29 protein-coding genes are annotated in these 23,480 nt (G+C 47.8%); 20 read left to right on the top strand and 9 right to left on the bottom strand.

The annotated features are described in order from the left end of the window. Positions 1 to 108: 108 nt before the first annotated feature. The 5 genes from VFK44_07250 (at position 109) to VFK44_07230 (ending at position 4,855) form a co-directional block, all read left to right on the top strand. Entirely contained in the window at positions 109 to 1,290 is a 1,182-nt protein-coding gene (locus VFK44_07250; protein ID HET7628169.1) for an AI-2E family transporter, read from the top strand. Between the two features lie 144 nt (positions 1,291 to 1,434). Further along, positions 1,435 to 2,115 (top strand): response regulator transcription factor, encoded by a 681-nt coding sequence (locus VFK44_07245; protein HET7628168.1) that lies wholly within the window; start codon positions 1,435 to 1,437, stop codon positions 2,113 to 2,115. Then, complete coding sequence (locus VFK44_07240) at positions 2,102 to 3,469, top strand: HAMP domain-containing sensor histidine kinase (GenBank protein HET7628167.1); 1,368 nt, start codon at positions 2,102 to 2,104, stop codon at positions 3,467 to 3,469. Before VFK44_07245 ends, VFK44_07240 begins: the two co-directional genes overlap by 14 nt. 36 nt (positions 3,470 to 3,505) lie before the next feature. Next, positions 3,506 to 4,471, top strand: coding sequence for a 3'-5' exoribonuclease YhaM (gene yhaM, locus VFK44_07235; GenBank protein ID HET7628166.1), 966 nt, complete (start codon positions 3,506 to 3,508; stop codon positions 4,469 to 4,471). A gap of 102 nt (positions 4,472 to 4,573) precedes the next feature. Then, positions 4,574 to 4,855 (top strand): sporulation YhaL family protein, encoded by a 282-nt coding sequence (locus VFK44_07230; GenBank protein ID HET7628165.1) that lies wholly within the window; start codon positions 4,574 to 4,576, stop codon positions 4,853 to 4,855. A 44-nt stretch (positions 4,856 to 4,899) separates the two neighbouring features. On the opposite strand, the gene VFK44_07225 is transcribed toward VFK44_07230, so the two are convergent. Then, the gene (locus tag VFK44_07225; GenBank protein ID HET7628164.1) at positions 4,900 to 5,790 is read right to left on the bottom strand and encodes a peptidylprolyl isomerase; all 891 of its coding nucleotides are present in this window, start codon (positions 5,788 to 5,790) and stop codon (positions 4,900 to 4,902) included. Between the two features lie 204 nt (positions 5,791 to 5,994). Further along, complete coding sequence (locus VFK44_07220) at positions 5,995 to 6,183, bottom strand: hypothetical protein (GenBank protein ID HET7628163.1); 189 nt, start codon at positions 6,181 to 6,183, stop codon at positions 5,995 to 5,997. A 132-nt stretch (positions 6,184 to 6,315) separates the two neighbouring features. Here VFK44_07220 and VFK44_07215 point away from each other — a divergent pair, with 132 nt between their 5' ends. Further along, positions 6,316 to 6,909 (top strand): YpmS family protein, encoded by a 594-nt coding sequence (locus VFK44_07215; protein ID HET7628162.1) that lies wholly within the window; start codon positions 6,316 to 6,318, stop codon positions 6,907 to 6,909. A 44-nt stretch (positions 6,910 to 6,953) separates the two neighbouring features. Here VFK44_07215 and VFK44_07210 read toward each other — a convergent pair whose 3' ends face one another. After that, positions 6,954 to 7,499 carry a DUF3267 domain-containing protein gene (locus VFK44_07210; GenBank protein ID HET7628161.1) on the bottom strand — a complete coding sequence of 182 codons (546 nt, stop codon included), beginning with the start codon at positions 7,497 to 7,499 and terminating at the stop codon, positions 6,954 to 6,956. A 331-nt stretch (positions 7,500 to 7,830) separates the two neighbouring features. Between VFK44_07210 and VFK44_07205 the strand changes: the two genes are divergently transcribed. The 3 genes from VFK44_07205 to VFK44_07195 all read left to right on the top strand — a co-directional run bounded on the left by VFK44_07205 (position 7,831) and on the right by VFK44_07195 (position 10,953). After that, on the top strand, positions 7,831 to 9,045 hold the full coding sequence (locus tag VFK44_07205) for a glycine betaine/L-proline ABC transporter ATP-binding protein (GenBank protein HET7628160.1): 1,215 nt from the start codon (positions 7,831 to 7,833) through the stop codon (positions 9,043 to 9,045). Beyond that, complete coding sequence (locus tag VFK44_07200; protein HET7628159.1) at positions 9,045 to 9,884, top strand: proline/glycine betaine ABC transporter permease; 840 nt, start codon at positions 9,045 to 9,047, stop codon at positions 9,882 to 9,884. The genes VFK44_07205 and VFK44_07200 overlap by 1 nt, the downstream gene beginning before the upstream one ends. A 97-nt stretch (positions 9,885 to 9,981) precedes the next feature. Further along, positions 9,982 to 10,953: a glycine betaine ABC transporter substrate-binding protein gene (locus VFK44_07195; GenBank protein ID HET7628158.1), complete on the top strand. Its 972-nt coding sequence runs from the start codon at positions 9,982 to 9,984 to the stop codon at positions 10,951 to 10,953. A gap of 200 nt (positions 10,954 to 11,153) precedes the next feature. Here VFK44_07195 and VFK44_07190 read toward each other — a convergent pair whose 3' ends face one another. Next, positions 11,154 to 11,522 (bottom strand): YtxH domain-containing protein, encoded by a 369-nt coding sequence (locus VFK44_07190; GenBank protein ID HET7628157.1) that lies wholly within the window; start codon positions 11,520 to 11,522, stop codon positions 11,154 to 11,156. A 178-nt stretch (positions 11,523 to 11,700) separates the two neighbouring features. Here VFK44_07190 and VFK44_07185 point away from each other — a divergent pair, with 178 nt between their 5' ends. After that, the gene (locus VFK44_07185; GenBank protein ID HET7628156.1) at positions 11,701 to 11,883 is read left to right on the top strand and encodes a hypothetical protein; all 183 of its coding nucleotides are present in this window, start codon (positions 11,701 to 11,703) and stop codon (positions 11,881 to 11,883) included. A gap of 39 nt (positions 11,884 to 11,922) precedes the next feature. Here VFK44_07185 and VFK44_07180 read toward each other — a convergent pair whose 3' ends face one another. Then, the gene (locus tag VFK44_07180) at positions 11,923 to 12,444 is read right to left on the bottom strand and encodes a tryptophan transporter (protein HET7628155.1); all 522 of its coding nucleotides are present in this window, start codon (positions 12,442 to 12,444) and stop codon (positions 11,923 to 11,925) included. A 127-nt stretch (positions 12,445 to 12,571) separates the two neighbouring features. Between VFK44_07180 and VFK44_07175 the strand changes: the two genes are divergently transcribed. Continuing rightward, a complete protein-coding gene (locus tag VFK44_07175) occupies positions 12,572 to 13,456 on the top strand; it encodes a hypothetical protein (protein HET7628154.1) in 885 nt (294 codons plus the stop codon). Between the two features lie 343 nt (positions 13,457 to 13,799). Here the strand turns inward: VFK44_07175 and VFK44_07170 are convergent, their stop codons facing one another. The 3 genes from VFK44_07170 to VFK44_07160 all read right to left on the bottom strand — a co-directional run bounded on the left by VFK44_07170 (position 13,800) and on the right by VFK44_07160 (position 15,587). Further along, entirely contained in the window at positions 13,800 to 14,573 is a 774-nt protein-coding gene (locus VFK44_07170) for a class I SAM-dependent methyltransferase (protein HET7628153.1), read from the bottom strand. Positions 14,574 to 14,639: 66 nt separating this feature from the next. Further along, positions 14,640 to 15,092 (bottom strand): HIT family protein, encoded by a 453-nt coding sequence (locus VFK44_07165; protein HET7628152.1) that lies wholly within the window; start codon positions 15,090 to 15,092, stop codon positions 14,640 to 14,642. A 120-nt stretch (positions 15,093 to 15,212) separates the two neighbouring features. Then, the gene (locus VFK44_07160; protein ID HET7628151.1) at positions 15,213 to 15,587 is read right to left on the bottom strand and encodes a helix-turn-helix transcriptional regulator; all 375 of its coding nucleotides are present in this window, start codon (positions 15,585 to 15,587) and stop codon (positions 15,213 to 15,215) included. 168 nt (positions 15,588 to 15,755) lie between these two features. On the opposite strand from VFK44_07160, the gene VFK44_07155 reads away from it, so the two are divergent. The 6 genes from VFK44_07155 to yugI all read left to right on the top strand — a co-directional run bounded on the left by VFK44_07155 (position 15,756) and on the right by yugI (position 20,835). Then, positions 15,756 to 15,989 carry a helix-turn-helix transcriptional regulator gene (locus VFK44_07155; GenBank protein HET7628150.1) on the top strand — a complete coding sequence of 78 codons (234 nt, stop codon included), beginning with the start codon at positions 15,756 to 15,758 and terminating at the stop codon, positions 15,987 to 15,989. 178 nt (positions 15,990 to 16,167) lie between these two features. Further along, positions 16,168 to 16,305 (top strand): hypothetical protein, encoded by a 138-nt coding sequence (locus VFK44_07150; protein ID HET7628149.1) that lies wholly within the window; start codon positions 16,168 to 16,170, stop codon positions 16,303 to 16,305. A gap of 13 nt (positions 16,306 to 16,318) precedes the next feature. After that, positions 16,319 to 18,217 (top strand): asparagine synthase (glutamine-hydrolyzing), encoded by a 1,899-nt coding sequence (gene asnB, locus VFK44_07145; protein ID HET7628148.1) that lies wholly within the window; start codon positions 16,319 to 16,321, stop codon positions 18,215 to 18,217. Positions 18,218 to 18,275: 58 nt separating this feature from the next. Further along, positions 18,276 to 18,830 (top strand): RNA polymerase sigma factor, encoded by a 555-nt coding sequence (locus VFK44_07140; protein ID HET7628147.1) that lies wholly within the window; start codon positions 18,276 to 18,278, stop codon positions 18,828 to 18,830. Further along, complete coding sequence (locus VFK44_07135) at positions 18,820 to 20,382, top strand: hypothetical protein (GenBank protein ID HET7628146.1); 1,563 nt, start codon at positions 18,820 to 18,822, stop codon at positions 20,380 to 20,382. Before VFK44_07140 ends, VFK44_07135 begins: the two co-directional genes overlap by 11 nt. A 75-nt stretch (positions 20,383 to 20,457) precedes the next feature. Beyond that, entirely contained in the window at positions 20,458 to 20,835 is a 378-nt protein-coding gene (gene yugI / locus VFK44_07130) for a S1 domain-containing post-transcriptional regulator GSP13 (GenBank protein HET7628145.1), read from the top strand. Positions 20,836 to 20,984: 149 nt separating this feature from the next. On the opposite strand, the gene VFK44_07125 is transcribed toward yugI, so the two are convergent. Beyond that, a complete protein-coding gene (locus VFK44_07125) occupies positions 20,985 to 21,212 on the bottom strand; it encodes a DUF378 domain-containing protein (GenBank protein ID HET7628144.1) in 228 nt (75 codons plus the stop codon). Positions 21,213 to 21,323: 111 nt separating this feature from the next. On the opposite strand from VFK44_07125, the gene VFK44_07120 reads away from it, so the two are divergent. From VFK44_07120 to VFK44_07110, 3 genes are all read left to right on the top strand, one after another. After that, complete coding sequence (locus VFK44_07120) at positions 21,324 to 22,679, top strand: glucose-6-phosphate isomerase (protein HET7628143.1); 1,356 nt, start codon at positions 21,324 to 21,326, stop codon at positions 22,677 to 22,679. Positions 22,680 to 22,724: 45 nt separating this feature from the next. Next, complete coding sequence (locus VFK44_07115; protein HET7628142.1) at positions 22,725 to 23,129, top strand: YugN-like family protein; 405 nt, start codon at positions 22,725 to 22,727, stop codon at positions 23,127 to 23,129. Between the two features lie 70 nt (positions 23,130 to 23,199). After that, on the top strand, positions 23,200 to 23,480 hold a 281-nt coding region (locus VFK44_07110; protein ID HET7628141.1), incomplete at its 3' end, for a YggT family protein.

The following is a 23,480-nucleotide window of genomic DNA, read 5'->3' as shown; positions in this document are numbered from 1 at the left end:
GAAAGGATTGTTTGTTGCAAGAACTGTTTTTTTATTATTATAACAAACGGTTCGCAGATTTGTCACATAAAATTCACAAATCGTTCAACAAATCGTTGAGATTCACGCTTGCTTTTGGAAGGAAACGGCGAAATCGGCCGTAATTATGTTAAGATAAGGAAAGAAGTTCTGTTGATCATTTTGCAGACGGGCGGGGATGTTCCTTTGGTTAACGAAAGATGGTTTCGTATTGGCGTCGGCAGCATCATGGTATTTATTCTTATCTGGCTTATCAATGCCGATAAGTTCGTTTTCACTCCTTTCATCATTTTCATTCAAACGTTGTTTTTGCCTTTTTTGATCGCCGGGTTGTTGTTTTATCTGATCCGCCCGCTCATCGAATGGATGGAGCGGTGGCGCGTACCAAGGAAAGTCGGCATTCTTGTTGTTTTTCTTGTGATCGCCGGAGTCATCACCTTGATCGTCAATATGCTCGTACCGATCATTCAATCCCAGTTCACCCGACTCGTGAACAATCTTCCGTACATGATCGACACAGTGCAGCAGGCGATCGCTTATTGGAAAGAAAACCAAGATTCCATTCCCGATTTCGTCGTTCAAGCGGTGCAAAATGCCGGGAATAAGCTGCAAGCGGCTTTTTCATCGGCAAGCACTTCGATCGGCGGCCTTTTAAGCAGTTTCGTCGGCTTTTTGTTTTCGCTCGTCGTCGTGCCGTTCATTCTTTTTTACTTGCTGGACGACCACGGTAAATTTGTGCCGAGCCTCGTGCGTTTTTTTCCGAAATCCCGCCACAACGACATTCGCCGCGTGTTAACAGACATGGACAGCGCGCTCGGAAGTTACATACAAGGACAGCTGATCGTCAGTTCGTGCGTCGGATTCATGCTTTTCATCGGTTATCTCGTCATCGGGCTCGATTATGCGTTGCTGCTTGCGTTGTTTGGCATGGTGACGAACGTGATTCCTTTTCTTGGTCCGTTTTTGGCTGTTACTCCGGCGGTTATTGCGGCGTTTTTTCAAGACCCCATCATGGTGTTTTACGTGGCCGTCGTCATGATTATTGCCCAGCAAGTTGAGAGCAATCTCATCTCGCCTCAAGTCATGGGCCGCGCCTTGAATGCGCATCCGCTGACGATCATTTTGCTGATTCTTGTCGGCGGCAACCTTGCAGGTGTATTAGGCATGGTTTTGATCATCCCGACTTATGCGGTTCTTAAAGTGATCGTGCAGCATGTGTATCGTTTATTTACGATCAAGCAAAGTGAAAATAAGGATAGCAGCCAACCCTGACCGGAGCATATCTTCGGTCTTTTTGTATCTTCAGATTATGGGTAGATTTACATCATTTTTCATCGTTCTTCCCATGATTGCGGCGCTGCGGTATGGTATAACAGAATTAAAGCGTGTACCATTTTGTCGGAAGGTGTGGGGAATGTGCCGCGTTATCATATCGGTCTCGTCGAAGACGAAAACAATCTCGCTCAAGTGTTAAAGACGTACATGGAAAAAGAAGGCTGGGACGTCTCGGTCTTTCACGACGGCGATTCAGTTCTCTCGCAGTTGGACAGCGAGTTTGATCTCTGGGTTCTCGATATCATGCTTCCCGGCGTCGACGGTTACGAATTGCTGCGCAAAATTAAAGCGAAATCCGATGTGCCGGTTGTTTTCATATCCGCCCGTGATCAGGATCTCGACCGCATTCTCGGTCTGGAACTCGGCAGCGACGATTATTTGGCCAAGCCGTTCCTGCCGAAAGAACTTGTCATTCGCGTGCGAAAATTGTTAAGCCGCGTATACGAAGCCGGTGCACCGTTAAAGAAGTACCACGTGTCAAGTTATTGCGTCGATCCGTTGACAAGAAAAGTCGTCGCTGAAAACGGGGAAGAGGTTGATTTAACGACGAAAGAATTCGATTTGCTTCTTTATCTGCTGAATCATCTCGGAGAAACAAAATCCCGGGAGGAGATTCTTCGCGCCGTTTGGGGCGAAAACTATTTTGGTTCCGATCGCGCGGTGGACGATGTCATTCGCCGGCTGCGCAAAAAAATGCCGCGCCTCGACTTGGAAACGATGTACGGGTCCGGTTACAGGATTGTTTCCTATGAAATTTCTTAACCTTACGTTAACACAGCGGATTTGGATTTCGTTCATGGCGCTCGTATTGTTCGTCGGAGTGATCATCGCCGTCGTCTACCCGATTTCAATCCAGGGGGCGTTGAAACAACAGGCTTATCAAATCATCGAGCAGCAACAGCGGGAAAAATTTCATGTCATTTCAAAACCTTCCCAACTCCGTCCCGAAGCGGACCAAAAAGGGTTCCTCGAAAGCCGTAACGCCGCGCTTTCCGTCAGTCACCTTATCGTTACGAACGAGCTCACGTTATTATGGGGGGAATCCGTTCCAGATGAAGTTCTGCGCAAAATGGGGCAGCATGCGGGAAACCAAACGAAGAACCTTGGCCGCTATCAATTGCATTATAAGGACGGGACGCTGTTTTACGTCATTCGAAAAAAGAACTTTAACGGCCAACCGGTCTATTTGATCTCCTACATGTGGGGGAATTACCGAAACAGTTTGGTTAAAACGCTGTGGACGCGATTACTCGTCGTGTTGGCCATCGTCGGCGTACTCAGTATCGTTCCTGCATTTTGGCTGTCACGTTATTTGCGCCGTCCGTTGACGATGCTCGGCGACCGGTTCGAACAAATCGCGCGCAGAAATTGGCAAACGTCGTTTCGCTGGGGGCAAAGCGATGAATTTCAGCGGCTGTCCGACCAATTTGAGCACATGCGGCAAAATTTGCTTCGTTACGACCGATCACAGAAGACGTTTATTCAACATGCGTCTCACGAGTTGAAAACGCCGATCATGATCATCAACAGTTACGCACAATCGGTAAAAGACGGCCTTTTCCCGAAAGGGGATCTCGGGGAAACGATGGACGTCATCATCAGTGAAGCGGGCCGCATGGAGCAGCGCGTGAAAGAATTGCTGTACTATACGAAGCTCGATGCATTAAAAAATGAATCGCCGCAGCGGACCGAAGTCCGGTTTGGGTCGATCGTCACTGATGTCGTCGAACGTCTGGCGGTACAACAGGAAGGTCTTCGAATTGCGATTTCGGGCGAAGATGCCGTGTTTTACGTCGATCGTCAGCAATGGCAAGTGTTGATTGAAAATTTACTGGAAAACGCGCTCAGGTATGCGGAAAGAGAGATCCAGCTGCATGCAGCGAAGGTCGGGGAGCACATGAAGCTCGAAGTGTATAATGATGGGCAGCCGATCGCCGAGCAAGATCTCGCTCATTTGTTCGATCCTTTTTATAAAGGAGCGAAAGGGAAATTCGGACTTGGTTTGGCGATTGTGAAAAGCATCGTTGACCTGCACGGCGGTGAAATTCGAGTGAAAAACGAAGCGGACGGCGTACGATTTGTCGTAACGGTTGCCGGGAAAGCGGCGGAGGCTTGAGGGCGAGTATTGAAAAGTTGTGAGGAGGAAATTCGGATGGACAAAGGCATTCATCAATTTGAAATCGGGGAAACGGTGGAAAAATTCATGCTGATCCGCTCGGCGAAAAAAGCGGTGGCGAGTAACGGAAAGCCGTTTTTGACGCTCATGCTGCAAGATCGGACAGGTGAAATTGAAGCGAAGTTGTGGGATTGTTCGGGAGATGACGAAAAGGCGTATGTCGCCGAAAAAATTGTAAAGGTGACCGCGGAAATGACGAGTTTTCGCGGGAAAAGTCAGTTGCGATTGAAGACGTTGCGGCTTGCTGCGTCGGAAGACGGGGTGAAAATCGGCGATTTCTTGAAGTCGGCGCCGTTGACGATCGAAGAAATGGGCGACGAAATTACCCGGTACATTTTCGAAATGAAAAATCCGAAGCTGCAACGGCTGACGAGGCAATTGGTGAAAAATCATCAAGAAGCATTTTTTACGTATCCGGCGGCGATGAGAAACCATCACGAATACATTTCCGGACTTGCGTATCATGTCGTTTCGATGTTAAAACTTGCGAAAGCGATCGCGCAATTGTACCCTTCGTTGAATTCCGATTTGTTGTACGCCGGTGTCATTGTCCACGATCTCGGGAAGGTCAAGGAGCTCTCGGGCACCATTTCCGCCTCTTACACATTTGAAGGCAAATTGCTTGGCCATATTCCGATCATGATCGGCGAAATCGGTGATACGGCGCGGGAACTTGGTATTGAAGGGGAAGAAGTGACTTTGTTGCAGCACATGGTGTTAAGTCATCACGGGAAGGCGGAGTGGGGAAGCCCAAAGGCGCCGTTGATCAAAGAGGCGGAAGTGCTTCACATGATCGACAATCTCGACGCGCGCATGAACATGATGGACCGCGCGTTGGAGATTACGGAACCTGGTGCGTTCACTGAACGCATCCAACCGCTCGATTACCGGTCTTTTTATAAACCGAGCCTTCCTGAGACCACGGGCGGGGAAGACGGTTAATTTTCGGTTATAATCGCTGCCGCTCCCTCATAAACATGAAACAAATGGCTTGTCTTTGCGAAAAGGACAAAGAACGATCGGCCGGTATTCAGGGGGGAGATTATGAGCAGCAAAGCGCAAGGATGGACGACATTGACGGCGATCGCGGCGGTGATGATCCTGTTGTGGACGGATTGGTTTTCCGCCGCCTATGCATTTCTGACGCACGTCCCGTGGTTTGTTTATTTAATCATTGCCGGCATCCTCTACAGCGGTTTCAAATTCGTCCGTTTAGCGAAAGAAGATTATGATGCCGATCAGGAATGGATTGAGGAAGAAGGCGACATTTTCATGCGCCGGATGAAACGCGAAAGGGAACGGCGCGAACACGACGCCGCCCAATGACAAATGAGCCTCCCGCGAACGCGGGAGGCTCATTTCATAGTCGCTTATTTGCTGTCGGACTTTTTGTCTTTCTCATCTGTTTTTTCAACCTTGAACAAGTCTTTGAAGTCGTCGTCTTTTACTTTGATGTTGCCTTCTTTGTTCAATTCACTTAACACTTCTTCAAGCGGTTTCGCTTGTTGCTGCTTCAGCGTTTGCTTGATTTGATCTTTCACTTCTTTGAAAGACTTCACTTTCTTGTCGGTCACTTTAATGATATGGTAACCGAATTGCGATTTCACGGGTTTGCTCACTTCTCCGACGTCGAGCTTAAACGCAGCGTCGAGGAACGGCTTCACCATTTGGCTGTTTTTCGTGACATAACCGACGTTTCCACCGTCTTTCGCGGAACCGGGATCTTCGGAATATTTTTTCGCCAATTCGGCAAAGTCTGCACCGTTTTTCAATTTTTGCTCAATCAATTCGGCTTTGGATTCCTCTTTGACGAGAATATGGCTCACCTTCAACTCGGTGAATTGGTCGACTTTATGCTTGTCATAGTATTCCTTCATCTCGTCTTCGGTAATTTTCACGCCGTCCATGCGCGCTTTTTCGATGAGCAGGCTTAATTTCAATTGCTGCTTAAATTGCTCCTCATTTTGAAATCCTTGCGAATGGAGCCACGTTTCGAATTGATCGCCTTGCTGATCTTTGTATTTGTTGAATTCCTTTTCCAACTTTTCTGAGACGTCGTATTTCTTGTCAAGAATTTTCTCGTACACCATCTGCTGCAACACTTGTTTGCCGGCGGTTTGTTTCAATTGTTTATAGAATTCGCTCTTCGTCACGTTCCCGGCGTCTGTTTTCACGATCACTTCGTCGCCGCCGTTGTTCGAACAAGCGGAAAGGGCAAATACCAACAATCCGGCCATGACAGCCGTTAGTAATTTTTTCAAAATCATCCACTCCTGTTAATAACCTTTAGGTTGTCCAGTTGAGAACACCTTCATTACTATAGCATATTTTCGGCTATGATGGACAGCAGGGAAAGAAATATCAAAAAAATTACACGTTCCTGTTACGGATGGCTGTCATTAACAAGAGAATCGAAGAGGAAGCCGGAAGCGGCGGCAGTTGTCCATATTGAAAGCTTCCCGAAGTCACTGGATGGAAAGGAAGATGTCGCAGTACGAAGAAACGAGCCAGATGGTCACCAAAACATTAAACCAGCGAAAAACGACTTTTTGTTTATCCTTGGAAAGATTTTTCTTCACGCAAAGGGTGTTGGCGAGGTGATTGAACGCAAGCAGCGCAAATACCGCGAAGATGACAAAGACCACCAGAACCATGAAAGATACCTCCGTACTCAAAAATCATATACTATTACTTTATCAAATTTTTTGTGATAATCCTAGTTGTTAACATCGAAAAGCGGGTATGATACATTACGAACATACAACCATGCGTCTGGAGGAGAGAACTTGAAAAAAGGTTGGAAATTCGCTTTTTTTGCCTTGCTGATCGTGTTTGCCGCTTTTTTGGCTGTTTTGTACGGGTTGTATCAACATTATTTGCCGGAAGCCGGAGACAGCACGTTTTCGATCGAAGGAGATGTTGAGCCGGGGAAACCGATTTTCAGCGTATCGACGACGAAACAGCAACTGCAGCCGATGATTAATGCAAGAATCAAGCGTTACAACCGGATGGACCGCATTCGCTATAAAGTGGTCATGAAAAAGGATTTGATCATTAAAGGCGTCTTGGACTTCCTCGGTTCGGACATTGAATTCGCGATGAAAATGGAACCGAAAGTCTTGCGCAACGGGAACATGATTTTGAAAGAGAAATCGATCCGTTTAGGGCTGCTTCAGCTTCCGGTGCCGAGCGTTCTCAAATACATAAAGGACAGCGCGGATTTGCCGAAGTCGATCAAGATCGCTCCGAAAAAGAAGGAAGTATACGTCGACTTAAAGAGCATTCATATCGAGGATCAGTTTTATCTTGCAGCCAAAACGTTCGATTTGAAAAAAAACAAAATCACGTTCGCGGTTTACACGCTCCCGGAGACGGAATGACAAAGGCACCTCTGATGGGCAAGAGGTGCCTTTGCGCCGATCATTTATTTCATCGTTTGGATCAAGATATGAAATCCGTCGCGAAAGTCTTCAATGTACGTGTTCGCCGGCGCTTTCAACAAGTAGGAGGCGTAAATACAGTCGGTTACGCTCAAGCCGACGTTGACGGCGCCAATCAAAGCCATGTAAGGAAGAAGGAACGGATTCCAGTCACAAACCGCGATCGTGACAGCCGTAACGGCTGCGATTGGAAACGTGACGCAGGCAATGGCCAAGTTGCGCGAAATCGGTTGGCGGATGTCGCAATACAGCATCGGGATGCGATGATCATTCATGGCAACGGTGAAACACGCCTTTTTTCCGGCAGCCCAAACAGGCAGACAATGGAACAATTTGTGCAACGGATAAACGATGAGTACCGATGCCGTAAAGACGGGAGGGTTGAACCGTGTGACGACGAGATTCGGATGAAGTCCAATATAGGCTACGTAAAAAACCGTGAAGAAAGCGAGCATCGCACCGATGGAAACGATCGTTATCCGGATTGAGCCATAGTCGCGTGCAAAACGGACCGATTTCAAACAGTTCATGTGTATCCCCCCTGCCATATCACGATGCGGCGGCGGATCCATTGGAATCCGCCGCCGGCAATTTCTCCAATTACTTTATTACGTTTTCATCCGGAAATCAATAGGTTTTCTCAAAAAAAACGCAAAAAAGGTTTCTGTCCGTGAAAAACGGGTATAGAGTAAGGTGCGGACGATTGATGTCGACATCGTTGCAATTCTGTACAGAAAAAACTGTTTGTACCAAACAAACAAATTTTATAAAACAAATTAATTGTCATCATCGATAATCTTTTGTATAGTAGTTAACGGCCTTCAGCGGATGTCCGCATGATGAAAAAAGCGGGGTGAATTGATGAGCGAAAATAACGTCGCCATTAAAGTGGACAAAATTACAAAGGTATTTGGAAAACATCCGAAAGATGCTCTCCGTATGTTGAAGGACAACATGTCCAAGGACGATATATTGAAGAAAACAGGCATGACGGTAGGCGTAAACCAAGCGTCCTTCGAAGTGCAAAACGGGGAAGTTTTCGTGATCATGGGGCTTTCGGGAAGCGGAAAATCAACGCTCGTCCGACTGCTCAACCGATTGATCGAACCGACTTCCGGCGAGATTATCGTCGGAGACAGCAACGTTACGAAGATGAATCAGGACGAATTACGGCAGTTGCGGAGAAAAAAGATGAGCATGGTGTTTCAACAGTTTGCGCTTCTCCCGCACAAAACCATCCTGCAAAACGCCGAATACGGGTTGGAGATCCAGGGCATTCCGAAAACGACACGCGAGAAAAAAGCGAAAGAAGCGTTGGAACTCGTAGGACTCGGCGGGTATCTCGACAAATATCCGACGGAATTGTCCGGCGGAATGCAGCAGCGTGTCGGGTTGGCGCGCGCCTTGGCTAATGATCCCGACATATTGTTGATGGATGAGGCGTTCAGTGCTCTTGATCCGTTGATCCGCAAAGACATGCAGGATGAATTGCTGGATTTGCAGCAATCCGTTCATAAGACGATTGTCTTCATTACACACGATTTGGACGAAGCGCTGCGTATCGGTGACCGCATTGCCTTAATGAAAGACGGTGAAATCGTCCAGGTCGGCACGGCCGAAGAAATCTTAATGGATCCCGCCAACGATTATGTGGAGCGGTTCGTCGAAGACGTAGATTTATCGAAAGTGTTGACTGCCGCCCACGTCATGAAAAGAGCTGAGACGGTGCCGGTAGACCGCGGACCGCGTGTTGCTTTGAAGTTAATGAAAGACCACGGAGTTTCCACGGTTTACGTAGTTGATAAGAAACGGAAATTGTTGGGGTATTTGACGGCAGACACCGCTGATCAAGCGATAAAAGAAAACAAGTCCATTGAGGACGTGCTCATGACTGATACTCCTTCAGTTAGTCCGGACACACTGTTGGCGGATTTGTTCGAACCGATGGCTCGAGCTGAGGCGCCGCTTGCCGTAACCGATGAAAACGGGCGATTGAAAGGAATCGTTGTGAGGGGTTCGCTGATTGGAGCGCTCGCTGGAAACGATACAGAAAGTGAAAGCGAGGTGAGCTCATAATGCCGAATTATTTATTTCCGAAACTACCTTTAGGGATATGGGTCGACCAGCTTGTTCGTTTCTTATTGGACCATTTTCAATGGTTTTTTGACGGGGTCCAAAATGTTCTTGAATCGATGTCAGGTTGGCTTGTCACATTGTTTTTGTATGGGACACCATTCTTGTGGATCATTATTATTGCATTGATTGCATGGTGGGTAGCCAATTGGAAAGTTGGACTGTTTTCATTGATCGGTCTTGGCTTGGTTAACAACCTTGGCTATTGGCCGCAGCTGTCCAGCACGCTTTCGGAAGTGATCGTATCCGTTGTTATTGCGATCATTATCGGCATTCCCATCGGCATTTGGATGTCGCAAAAGAGTTCTGTCCAATCGGTGATTACTCCTATTCTCGACTTTATGCAGACCATGCCGGCGTTTGTTTATTTAATCCCGGCGGTCATTTTCCTCGGTCTCGGTATGGCACCCGGCATTATTGCAACGGTCATCTTTGCAATGCCGCCTACCGTCAGATTAACCAATCTTGGTATTCGCCAAGTACCCGATGATTTAGTCGAAGCTGCCAATGCGTTTGGTTCAACGACAAGTCAAAGACTGCTGAAAGTACAAATCCCACTTGCGATTCCCACCCTTATGGCAGGGATCAATCAAAGCATCATGCTTTCTCTGTCAATGGTCGTAATTGCCTCACTCGTTGGGGCGCCAGGTCTTGGAACCATTGTCTATCAGGCGGTTACACAAGTGGATGTGGGTAAAGGTTTTGAAGGAGGATTGTCGCTAGTGATCATCGCGATGGTTCTTGACCGAATTTCACAAGGAATTAAGAAGAAGAAATCATAGATTTTCTTAATTTGACAAACTGGAGATCAATCTCAGGAGGCGGCCGATTTTCGAATCGGAGTCCCCTGAAAAAATCAACAGGGAGGATTTTTTGAATATGTTTAAAAAAATGAGTTTTACCGGTTTAGCCCTTCTTCTCATGTTGTCTTTTGCATTGGCGGCATGCGGCACTACAAGGAGCGACAGCAGACCTAACAGTGACAGTAATAATAATAGTGGAAGTGAAGCAAGCAGTTCTTCCAAGGCTGCTCATCTCGGACAGAAAACGATCACTCTGTTAGGGGACAATTATCAATCGGCTACAGCAAGCATGTATGTGGCAAAGCAAGTTCTTGAAGAAGTAGGGTACAATGTTAAAATCAAACAAGTGGGCGTAGGTACGATGTTTGCCGGGCTTGCCAAAGGTTCAGCCGATGCATCCCTTGCTGTTTGGCTGCCGCATACTCACGCCAGCTACTGGAAGAAATATAAAGACGATCTTGTTAAAATGGGCGTTTTAATGAACAAGGTTCCTCTAGGTTTAACGGTTCCTGCTTATATGAAAGACATCAATTCCATTGAAGATCTTGCGAACAACAAGAATAACATCGGGGATAAGTTGAATTGGAAAATTACGGGAATCAGTGCCGGCGCCGGTGAAATGAAAGTGACCATAAACGATGTATTGCCTGCCTATGGCATGGATAAGAAATGGGAAGTTATAACGAGTTCCGGCCCTGCGATGATTGCCGCTTTGAAGAAAGCAGAGCAAAATAAAGAACCGATCGTAGTGACGCTTTGGTATCCACACTGGGCATTTGTGAAATGGGATTTGAAACTGTTGAAAGACCCGAAGAACAAATATGGAGATCCAGATGACATTTACGCGGTTGCGCGGAAAGGTCTCAAGGAGGATGCCCCCGCAGCTTATAAAATTTTAAGCCAATTCCACTGGACAAAGAAACAAGACGAAACCGTTATGTTGAAATTACAAAAAGGTGTCGATCCCGATAAAGCAGCTCAAGAGTTTATCGAAAAACACCCGGATTTGAAAAAAGAATGGCTCAAAGGGGTCGAAATGGGATCCTAAGCCCTTTGAAAACCAATCTTCTTTATTTGCTTTGACAGGCTTCCCTTTAAGCAGACAGATGAGAAATAAAAAATCTGGCTGCTGAAGGGGAGTTTTTTTATGTAAAAGCGACTAAACGGCCTTAGCCCAATGAAGTCTTGAGCTAAAGCCGCTTAGGATACTTTTATTATTTTCACTGTCTTCATGATTGGCGCGATCCATTAGGAAGAAGGATCTTTTTTTACGGTGGACTCCAGTTGATCCATTTGTTCATTCAGTTCGCGAATCCGTTTTTGCAGCCGCTCAAGGTCGGACTCTGTGTCTTTTCGCCAATTGGCGATCGACTGTTTGATTTCCTTCGTCCCCTCTTTTATGGCAGGAAGCGAATTTCGAGCCGCGGTCAACAAATCATTTTTTAAAGTGACTGTTTCCGCTGATAATTCATGCCATGTGTTTCTTGCCTGAGACACGCCATGTCTCGTCTGTTCACGGATCTCTTTTCCCGATTTCGGCGTCGAAAGCAGCACGGCCGATCCGGCGAGAAAACCGCCGAACAAAAACCCAGACAAAAATGAACGAGTTTTGATCATTATTTCACCGCCTTTTCGATAATCTAGCGTTCCCCGCGTTCTTCGTTCGTATAAGTCGATGGTCTGCATGAGTCAACTGAGGCCGTTAACGCTATTGCCTAGTGTGAGCCAAGTTTTCTACACGGTTGATTCTATTTTCCCATATTGGAACATAAAATCAAGCAGGGAGGGAACGATTGTGGGCAGCGGATGGGTTTTTTTTATCGGCTTGATCTTGTTGGTCGGCGCCTTTTTGCAAATGGCAAAACTTCGGACGTTTTCGTTCAAAAATAAAAAAGTCGTCTTGAAGCAGCGGATGATTCTTGCCGTGGCCGCACTCGGTGTCTTCATATTGATCTTAAGTTTTCTGGCCATGCTTTAAAACGACGGCGAAGCCGGGGCGATTCCCGGCTTCGTTTCTTTATGGGGCCGTGCTGTATTTGCTTCGGTTCTTGAACGATCGCGCGATCGGATGGATGATCACCATCAAGATCGTATTGATGGCCGCAGTCGGTACGACGACAATCAGAAACAACGAAGAGAACGTGGCAGTCCCCGGAAGTCCCGCAATCGCGAGTGCGAGTGACAGGAAAATCGCGCCGCTGACAAATGTACCTAGGGCGGTCAATATACCCGCGCTTAGGACCGACTGGCTTCTTCCGAATAATAAAAATAAGCCGAAAAAGCAAAATGCGGTGATCGGCCGTTCAAACAAATTCGGCAGTTGACCTGCGGGAAACGTAGTCGTCACGGCCGCCAAGATTCCGGTGGCGATACCGAAAACGAGTACGTTCTTTCCGCTCGGAAACAACAAGATGGCCAGGAACATGAAGGTCAGCAGCATGTCGGGCGACATGCCGAAAAAGAAGTCCGGCATGACGAGATTGAGTACGGCACCGACGGCAAGCAACAATCCAGCTAATACTAAAGGAAAACTTTTCATTGATACATCTCTCCTCAGCTCATTCTAGTCTCATCCCCGGCAGTGCACTCGTTGCCTGCCGCAAGAATCAGAGTTAAACTAATGATAGCAAATTTTCTCACATCTGCATAGATGGATTGGAGGATTCATGTATAAACAATACAAACCGGTTCATTTAAGTCCGTATGATCACCCCGACATTTATCCCGGTCCGCGTCCGTCATCCTCATTCATTTTTTTCGAGGGACAAGCACATCGTATTGAAGAAATCGACGGTACAGCTGTCGAAGACGGTAAAGTTCATGTTTCGCGAAGCGGGGAATTATCGGGGACGCTCGCGTTTTCAAGTCCGGAAACAACGACCGTCCGGGCTTTTTTGGACGCCTGTCAAGCCGCCCCTGTTGAAGAACGCGTACCGGTACTTGGCTACGGGTCGAACGTATGCCTAGCACAGCTCGCTTACAAGTTCGGCATGTCCGGCGATGATCAGGGACCGATCGTCTGCTGCCGGGCGACGATGAAAGATTCCGACATCGTCTTCGGCCCATTCCTTGCCCCATACGGCTCGCTTCCCGCGGTGATTGCTCCTGTGAAAGGGGCGGAAACGGAAGTTTGGTTGACGTTGCTGGATCGCAGCCAATTCGACCATATGACAAGTACTGAAGGAGGCATGGCCTTAAGAGAGCACGACGGCGGCAAATGCGTTCTTCGTACGGGAGAAAGGTTTGCGCATGTTTACGGCTACTATTATCCGCACGCGCTTAGGGTCGACGGCGGCTGGGTGCGTTTTAAAGATATTCCGGGGCAGTCAACGCTTCGCGAGGCTTGGGAAGCGGATATGTTAGACTGGCTGAAACAAAGCACAGGATTTACTGGCGCTCGTGAGCACTTTTTTCATTTGCTGCGGTGGGATTATGCGTTTCATCTTAAAGTGGAACAAAGCTTGCAGGCGTTTAAGGACGGTTTCGAACACGAAGACTTTCTCCCTTGCGACGTGTTTCGCAGCATCGGGGAGATGGAGCGAACCTTTTAAAGAAGTCGACTCCTTTGGGACAACTTTGTTCTAACGAACATTGGATCACCTTAGCACCGCTTTTTTACACTGATTTTTGTTCTAACGAACCTTTTTGGCGCTTAGCACCCTCTTCGCCGTCATTTGGATCGGTTTGGAGTGTCTAAGAGTCTCTCATGTTCGTTACAGTTGTTGGATGCTCATTTTTCGCCGCTGAGGATCGTTCATGTTCGTTAGAATGAGGGGTGTCGATAGACCGGATCTCATGTTGATAGCCCCTCGAAGGGAACCCTTCTGAATAAAATTTTTTCACGCATGCTGCATCGCGTCGGGCTTCGTCCGTGCTCAATTCAGACCGATAACGTTAAAACCGTCGAATCGCTTTGACCAGCCATGATTCCGCCAAGAAAGACACCACTTGCGATTCTTTTATTTTTACGCGCAGCTTTTTCCTTATGTTCTCGGGGGCGTGCAAGATAAAGTCGTTCAAGGCCTCTTTTTCGGCTCCTGGCAATTGCATACGGCCGCACCAATCGTCAAACGCGAATGTTTTTGTGTATCGACGGGCTTCGTCGATTTCAAACCCGTGCCTCTCCAACATGCCGATCCACTCGCTTTTTTTCCAAGCGCGATGATGGCTGCCGTCTCTTTTCTTTTCGATGGTATTGTAAAACTGATCGATTTCGTCATCTTCGGGTGCCGTATTGTCGTCGAGCAGGAATTGCCCGTTCTTTTTCAATACGCGGGAAACCTCGCTAAGAAATCTTTCCACGTTCGGGAAGTGATGGGGGGCGATTCGGCACGTCACAATGTCAAATTCGTCGTCCGCAAACGGCATATGTTCGGCATCACCCTGGACGAAAGAGACGTTGGCATGTCCGTTGCCGTTAATGAATTTTTTGGCGGCCGCCAACATTTCCGGAGTCAGGTCAAATGCTGTCATCCGCGATACGTAAGGGGCGAAAGCATTAGCTGTATGTCCCGTACCGGTGGCTGCATCCAATGCGTTTTCGTTGCCTGTCAGTTCCGCCAGCGCCAACAACTGTTGCAAATCCTTGCCTTTTGCATGAATCGTACTCGTTACATAAGCGTCCGCATTGCGTCCGAACTGCTTTTGAACATTTTGTTTCTCGTCCATTTGTTTCCCTCCTGACAAAAACAACAGACCAGAACGCATCGGTTTGGTCTGTTGTTCAAACAAAGATTATTCGATTCCGGCTGCAATCGTATCGGCAATCGTTTTCATCGTGTCGCCGTCCGTTTCGTTCGTGTTCCAGCGAATCCCGAATCCGTCGCTTTCCCCATAACGCGGGATGAGATGGATGTGGTAATGGAAGACCGTTTGCATCGCCGGTTCTTCATTGTTGTTCAACAAGTTCATGCCAATCGGGGCAAATTGCTTTTTGATCGCCCGTGCGATCTTCGGCACGGCGGAAAACAACTTTGCCGCGACGTCGTCGCTGAGCTCGTAAACATTTTTCTCGTGCACTTTCGGAATGACGAGTGTATGTCCTTTCGTCACTTGTCCAAGATCAAGAAAGGCGTACACATGCTCATCCTCATACACCTTTGACGAAGGCAGTTGACCATCGACGATTTTGCAAAAAATGCAGGTTGGATCATGCGCCATCGTATCCGTTTCACCCTTTCTTTTCATGTTGCCGATTCGTATTATTGTTCCTTATTGTATCATACCGAAATCGTCCTGCAACGGAATTGAGGCAATGGTTATGTAAAAAAACGCCCGCCCGCCCGTGTTTCTGGACGAATCGCATGCTTAGTTCTGTTCGTTAAACAGCCTCCATAATTCGATAAATCGGTTTCTTTTCTTGTCCGGTGATTGAAGCAACTGATAGAGGACATGTTCCAGTTGCGGATGGCGCTTTAGGGTTTGCAAAAGCAGCTGTTCTTGTTCGGAAACATATTCTGCCTGCGGGTCGCTTACGCTTGAAGCGATGCCGAGCAAATAGTCCGCGGAGACGTCGAAGTAATTGGCGAAACTCGCGATTGTATCCGGATCCGGTTTTCGGTTTCCCGATTCGTACCGGGAAAGTTGCACGTTGGAAATTTCAAGCTCCGCTGCCAATTGCTTTTGCGAAAGTCCGCGGTTCTCGCGCAGTCGTTTGATTCTTGAACCGAGTATGTTTTCCATGGCCACACCACCTTTTTTCTACCGTGTGCGAGTGTCCTATATTTTATCATTTTGGTAAATCAGGACTGAAAGATTTACCGAAAAGGAAAATGAAAATTGACTTTCATTGAAATATTTTGTAAAATTAAAGAAAATATTGCCGGAATGGTAATTGGAGTGATGCAGTTTATGACGAAAAAGGTCGATTTGAAAAAGATCAAGCAGCTGAGGCTTAAAGAAGAACTTACTCTTGCTGACATTGCATATGCAATCGGATACGACAGTCCGAACGGTTACTATTATTTGGAACGGGGAAGGAGTCAATTCACTGCCGAAAAGCTGGCCGAAATTGCCGATCTCTTCGGCGTGCCGATCGACGAGTTGTTCGTTGAAACACACGAAAAAGAGACGGAACCTCGCTAAGAGGCCGTCTCCTTCAGGGGGGAATTATAAAACGTTACAAGGTTCATCATTGCCAAAGGTCTTGCGAAATATACATGGACGCAAGGCTTTTTTTTTATTGCATGAAACAAAAGGTCTACATCCGGCGTTCCTTAAATAAATACAGGGAAGAAACGCATCTTAAAAAGGAGGCGGGCTCGTGAGGAACTTCGAACGACGACGATTCGAAGAAAAAATGAAACGTTTGAAACAAGCCTATGAGAAACTGCCTCTCTCGGTTTCCCCCGGCGCAATCATCAACTACATCCGAAACAAAATGTCAAAGAATCAATTATAAAGGAGAATCGCCCATGTGCGGATTTGTCGGAAGCTTTTATCACGAAGAAACGCTCGTGACGGCTGAAAAAATTTCACAGCTGCGGCATCAAACGGAAATGATTTCCCACCGAGGTCCGGATGCTTCCGGCTATTTTATGAACGAACATGTCGGTTTCGGTTTCAAACGATTGAGCATTGTCGATCTCGAAGGCGGGCATCAGCCGATGACGTGCAGTGAAGGCCGCTTGACGATCGTTTTCAACGGCGAAATTTATAATCATTTGGAATTGCGGGAGCGGCTGGTCAGAGAAGGATATACGTTTCGAACGAATTCCGATACCGAGGTAATCTTGACGCTCTACAAAAAAGAAAAAGAACGCTCGTTTCAAGCGTTGCGCGGAATGTTTGCGTTTGTGATTTGGGATGAATCGGAAAAACAAGTCACGGCGGTCCGTGACCGTTTCGGCATCAAACCGTTTTATTATACGGAAACTGCAGAAGGGTTGCATTTCGCTTCCGAGAAAAAATGCTTGCTTCCCGATGGGGAAACGACAGCTCCGAACGACAAGGAAGCACTGCAGCATTATTTTACTTACCAATATGTGCCAGAACCGATGACATTGTCGAAAGCGGTACGCCGGCTGGAACCGGGAACTTTCCTCGTGGTTAAGCCGAACTGCTCGCCGGAACTTCGGCCTTATTGGAAGCCGTCGCTTCAACCGACTGCCGACTCTTTTCGTAAGAAAACCTCGGCGGTGCGCGAAGCGCTCGAAGATTCTGTGAAGCTGCACATGAGGAGCGACGTACCCGTCGGCACATTTTTGTCGGGAGGTGTGGATTCGGCGATCATTACGGCGCTCGCCAAACAATGCCATCCAAACATCGAAACATTTTCCGTCGGGTTTCAAACGAAAGGATTCGACGAAACGCAGCTGGCAGCGGAAACGGCCGAGAAACTCGAGGTGCGAAATCACCGTAAAATCGTCTCCCCCGAAGAATTTCTTCGGGAAATGCCAAACCTAGTCTGGCATTTCGACGATCCCGTCGCCGATCCGGCAGCGGTCCCGCTTTATTTTGTTGCAAAAGAAGCGAGGCGAAAGGTGAAAGTCGTTTTGTCTGGAGAAGGCGCAGACGAGTTGTTCGGTGGTTACAACATTTATCGGGAACCGATCGCTTTGCGTTGGTTTTCGTTTCTGCCGCGTACCGTCATTGAAAAGCTCGGCGAGCTGGCACGAAAGCTTCCGGAAACGATAAAAGGCAGAAACTATCTCATCCGCGGTTGTACGCCGCTGGAACAACGATACATCGGCAATGCAAAAATTTTCACCGAAGAAGAAAAACAGGCGTGGCTGAAAACGTATGACGCCGGGGTGCATTTCACGCAGCTTACCCGCCGCCTTTTCGAAGAAATGAAAGACGAGCATGCTTTGACGAAAATGCAATACATCGATTTGCACACATGGCTGCGCGGAGATATCCTGCAAAAGGCGGACAAAATGTCGATGGCGCATGCGTTAGAATTGCGTGTGCCGTTTCTCGACCAAAAAGTGTTCGAAGCGGCCTCCGGTTTGGCGCCTTCCGACAAAACACGCTCGGGAACGACAAAATACGCGTTGCGCGAAGCGATGAAAGGGATTGTACCGGAAGCGGCATTGTATAGGAAAAAACTTGGGTTTCCAGTGCCGATTCGGCAATGGTTGCGAAACGAATGGCAAGATTGGGCGAGACAAGTCATTCGTGAGAGTGCCATTGAAGCGTACGTCCAAAAAAGCGAAGCGCTGAAGATGCTGGAAAAGCATTGGCGCGGGGACGGCGATCACAGCCGCAAACTTTGGACAATCCTCACGTTTGCCGTTTGGCATCAAGTGTTCGTGGAGAGCAACGCCGAGGAACGCTCCAGCGAACAAGAAATGTTCCTTTACGGTTCATGAATGTGAAACAAGACAGTGTTTCATGACGTTTTATATTGAGAAAGGGGGCGGGCAAAGGATGGATGAACAACGTTTGATAGATAGAGCGAAAAGCGGGGACACCGCGGCTTTTCAAACACTGGTCGAGATGTATTTGCCGATCGTCGAAAGATTTGCGTATCAAATTGGAAGCCCGCCTGCTCATATCGAAGACATCACGCAGGAAGTGTTTTTGCGTGTGTACCGTTTCTTTGACAAATATACATCCGGAAAATTCACGACCTGGCTGTATCAGATAACGCTGAATGTGTTGCGCGATTTCATGAGAAAGGATAAACGAAATCGCGACAGGACCGAGAAATTGGCGCAAGAACGGCAACCGGACTCGGAGCCGGTCGAACATCGACTGCTGGCGAGGGACGAGCATCGCCGCTTGCATCGGTTGATCACCGAATTGGACGAAAAGTACCGAGTTCCGCTCGTTTTGTTTTATTTTCACGAAAAGAAATACGAAGAAATTGCCGACATCATGTCGACCCCCCTCTCGACAGTGAAAACCCGTATTTCAAGGGCGAGGGGACAGCTGAAAAAGGCGCTGGAAAACGACGAAGGGGGTGAAAGATATGTACGATGAAATGTTTAAGGACTTAATGGAAGAGCAAAAGCGAGCCTATGAACAAATGCCTTTGCAATCGTCGACCGACCGAATCATGCGATCGATCGAGATGAGCCGAAGGAAGCGGAAGAAACACCGGAATTATAGACGGATGTTGCCGATTGCGGCGAGTTTGGCCGCAGCGTTATTGATTTCGGCGTTGACACTTTCGCAAGTGATATCCGAACCGATGCGGCAAGGAATTGAAAACGAGTCGAGCCAGCATGAGCTGAAAGAGAAAAGCGTCAGGTCGACCGACCCGGGAACCGATACGGAACATACACCAAACCCGAGTACGAATGATGAAGAGGATGACGACGTTGGGGTGGGCGATCCTGGTCCGTCTGCGGGTTCACCGGAAACGATGGCAGAGGCGAAAGCCGCGTTTGCCTCAATGAAAGCGCAAGGGGCAAATCAACAGAAGATCGATGAAGCATTCGTCGCCTTTTTGATCAGCCGCCAAGGTCTTGCCGTTTCACAGCAACCTGAACTCGATACGTTGGCGCAGCAATGGCAGACTACTTTTGACAGTCCGGAACAAGTATTGGCACAATCCGATCGAATTAAAGATCCCGATTTCCGTGACATGATCGAAAAAATTAAGGAACAAGGGCTCGGATTGATCGAACGGGAAGGATCGCTCGAACTTATCGTCCCGTATTCCACGTATTCAGATTCGTTCTCCGCCTACTTGTCGCCGACGATGAATCAATACTTGGATTTGCGAGCGAACGAAGTAGTGTTGAGAGACGGGAGCTTCAGCGAAAGTTGGAACGCACTTGGAGAAAACGTGCTTAATACTGAATTATTTTTAATGGAACACGAAAATTTCGCCTTTGTCGCTCAATTGAAAAACGCGTACTCCCGTTATTTAGGGATTTATTTATTCGGTTTGCCGAATACAACTCCATTTGACCGGAACACACAACGTTTGACGGACGAAGCGAAGCGAAGCTATGAGAAAATCATCGCCGAAAATCCGAACAGCACGACGGCCGGCATTGTAAAATCGTATTACGAAGCTTTACAGGCGAACGGCTGGAAAGCGTTGCAACCGGGAACGTTTGAAATGCCGAGTTTGCCGGACGAACTGAATCCGATGCAGACGTACATGGGACAAGACATTCTTTCGATGCCGAAGGCGCTTGCGGAAGTGTATGCGCAATTGGAAGCAGCCGAAAGTGAAGCGGAACGAAATAAATTGTCCGCCGGACTAGATCAAAGCGAGACGTTTAAGCTCTTTCTTCATGCGGCGGCTGAAAAAGACTATAAACTGGAATACGAGTTCTTCATAAATGGAAGCGAGCCGGTCCCTTCATTGGAGGATTTCTTAAAGAATACCGACAAGTTGGAAACGTTCACCAACAAAGTCCAAACAGATCTCGTGAAGCTCGACATTATGGGTCAGGCAGGAAACGTATTTGCCAGACTGTACTTTAAAGGTGAAATCGAACCGCATTTGTTCAACATGAACGACGGAAAAGGGGTTTGGAAAATCGAATGGAACGGCAGGTACATGGGGGATCGGTAACGGTCCCTTTCTTTTGTACCGATTCGACACATATGATATACTTATGAGGTTCATAAAATTAGTAGGAGTGTTTTCATGTTGGAAAATGTTCAAGTCGGCGATATAATTGAAGGGAAAGTGACGGGAATTAAGCCGTTCGGCGCATTCGTGGCCATAGATGATCAGCATCAAGGGCTCGTTCACATTTCCGAGGTCGCACACGGATATGTAAAAGACATTAACGAGTACCTTTCTGTCGGAGATACCGTGAAAGTGAAAGTGTTGGCGATCGAGGAAGACGGCAAGAAAATATCGCTGTCGATTCGCAAAACGCAACCGGAACCGCAGAAACGGTCCGGCGGCCGCAAAAATGACAAAGAGCAAGGCTTTAACACGTTGGAAAACAAGTTGAAAGACTGGTTGAAGGAATCGAATGAAAAGCAAGCGCAGTTAAACAAAAGGTTGAAAAAATAACGGGGCCCGAAGGAACCCCTTCCCGACGTTATTCGGGTTCGGTGTTCCTTTTTTTACGCCGTTTGTTGTCCAATAAAAAGGGCCGGAGCTTTCCGGCCCTTTCGGTATATCGATCACCGATTCATTCGTTTCGGGAGAACGGATGGAAGTTAACGTGTCGGTTCCGGGTTTTGCGATAATTCGCGAGCGGGACTGAACAAAATGGTGAGGCAATACAGCCCGCTCAAACCAACGAGGCCGTAAATGATTCTGGAAATGGCGGAGTCTTGTCCTCCGAAAATCGCAGCGATAAGGTCAAATTGGAATAATCCGATCAACCCCCAATTGATCGCGCCAATGATCACGAGAGCCAATGCGATCCGTCGTAATGTATTCATCAGGTTACCTCCTTTGTTTAAGTTTGTCCGCACATGCGCGCGAACAATTTTGTTCTCTTATAGGTTGACAACCATTCCGTAAAAATATACACGAAATCGGAGGGATTGTTTTTGAAACGAAAAACGATCGAATTTGATTACACGAAAGCTTTGTCTTTTTTTTCGGAACGGGAATTGGATCAAACGGCTGCCGCGGTGGAAAATGCCCATCATCAATTACATAACAGAACCGGTGCCGGCAGCGAATATTTAGGCTGGCTTGATCTTCCCGTGCGTTACGATAAAGAGGAATTCCGGCGCATCCAAAAGGCCGCCGAGCAAATCCGTTCCGATTCGGACGTTCTCGTCGTTGTCGGCATCGGCGGATCTTATCTTGGTGCGCGAGCCGCAATCGAAATGCTCACGCATTCGTTTGGCGATCTCTTGCCGCGTAATAAACGACGCGGCCCGCAAGTATTGTTTGCCGGTCATCAAATCAGTTCCGCGTATTTGAACGATTTGTTCGATTATCTCGGTGATAAAGAAGTATCCGTGAATGTGGTTTCCAAATCAGGAACGACGACGGAACCGGCCATTGCTTTTCGTTTCTTGCGGAAATGGATGGAGGAAAAATACGGGAAAGAAGAAGCGCGTAAACGAATTTATGCGACGACGGATCGATCAAAAGGGGCGCTCCGGCAATTGTCGGAACAAGAAGGGTATGAGACTTTTGTCATTCCCGATGACGTCGGCGGACGCTATTCCGTTTTGACGCCTGTCGGCTTGCTTCCGATTGCCGCTGCCGGTCTCGATATCGAACAAATGATGCTGGGGGCGGCGGACACGCGCGAGCGTTTGCTCTCCGCGAGTGTCCATGACAATCCGGCCTATCAGTATGCAGCCGTTCGTAATCTTTTCTACCGAAAAGGGAAAACCGTTGAATTGCTCGTCAATTATGAGCCTTCCCTTCATTATTTCGGGGAGTGGTGGAAGCAGTTGTTTGGGGAAAGCGAGGGCAAAGACGGCAAAGGCATTTTTCCAGCCGCTGCCGATTTTTCGACGGATTTGCATTCGCTCGGCCAATACGTACAGGAAGGACGCCGCTTCTTGTTCGAAACGGTGCTTCACGTCGAAAATTCCCGCTCAACGGTGGTCATTGAAGAAGAAAGCGGCAATCTCGACGAACTCAATTATTTGGCAGGTGAATCGCTCGACACCGTCAACAAAAGAGCGAGTGAGGGAACGCTGCTGGCACATACGGACGGAGGGGTGCCGAATGTGATCATCAAGGTGCCGGAAATCGACGAACACGGCTTCGGCTCGCTCGTGTCCTTTTTCGAAAAGGCTTGTGCCGTGAGCGGTTACATGCTCGGCGTGAATCCGTTCGATCAGCCGGGCGTCGAAGCTTATAAGAATAACATGTTTGCTCTTCTTGGCAAACCCGGCTTTGAGGCGGAAAAAGCCGAACTTGAAAAACGATTGCGGTAAAAACGCCTCCTTTTGGACACGCTAAAGGCAAAAGGAGGCTTGACGATGATTGCATTGGAATCGAAGCTGGAAGGCGCCCGGTTTCCGCTCGTTGATTTGGAAGCAGCACTCGAACCGATCGGCTTTACAATTGGATCGAATTGGGATTATGACCACGGATCTTTGGATTGCAAAATTAATGAAGAAGACGGCTATTTGTTTCTGAGGATTCCTTTTCGAGCCGTTGAAGGAAGCTTGGATGCTGACGGTGCGATCGTTCAAATCGGGCCCCCCTTCCTATTGAACCATAAGTATGAGTCCGGATTGGACGAAGAAGTGGCCACCGGAGTCATCAGCGGGTTCACGAACCAATTTCAAGAGCCTGTAGATAAGGACAGCGAAATTCCGCCGCGTCATACGGTCGTCGGAAAACAATGGCTGCAAAAAGCGGAAGAAGCGGTCTTGTCCTGACCCAACCGGTCGCCGCGTTTCAAATGTTGCGTTTCGGGGCAAATGATAATGGAGAGAGGAGGGGTGGCGAATGGCTGCGAGAGCGACAATCGCGAAATGGCTCAACATTGTGATTGAAGTTGTTGAAGCGATCATCGGCATTCATATTTTATTGAAATTATTCAGCGCGAATCCAAATGTGCTGTTTGTAAATTGGATGTATCACTTGAGCGCGCCGCTGCTGCGCCCCTTCCGCGGCATTTTCGACAACATCGTCTTTCAAAACAAGTACACCCTCGATTTATCGGCGGTGTTTGCCCTTGTCATCTACGGCATCGTCGGCTATTTGTTGATGATGTTGCTCGGAACCGC

It is taken from the genome of Bacillales bacterium, assembly GCA_035700025.1.
In the GTDB taxonomy this organism is placed as follows: Bacteria; Bacillota; Bacilli; order Bacillales; family DASSOY01; genus DASSOY01.
Note: the sequence above shows the minus strand (reverse complement) of the source record. Positions and strands in the feature narration are given on the sequence as shown.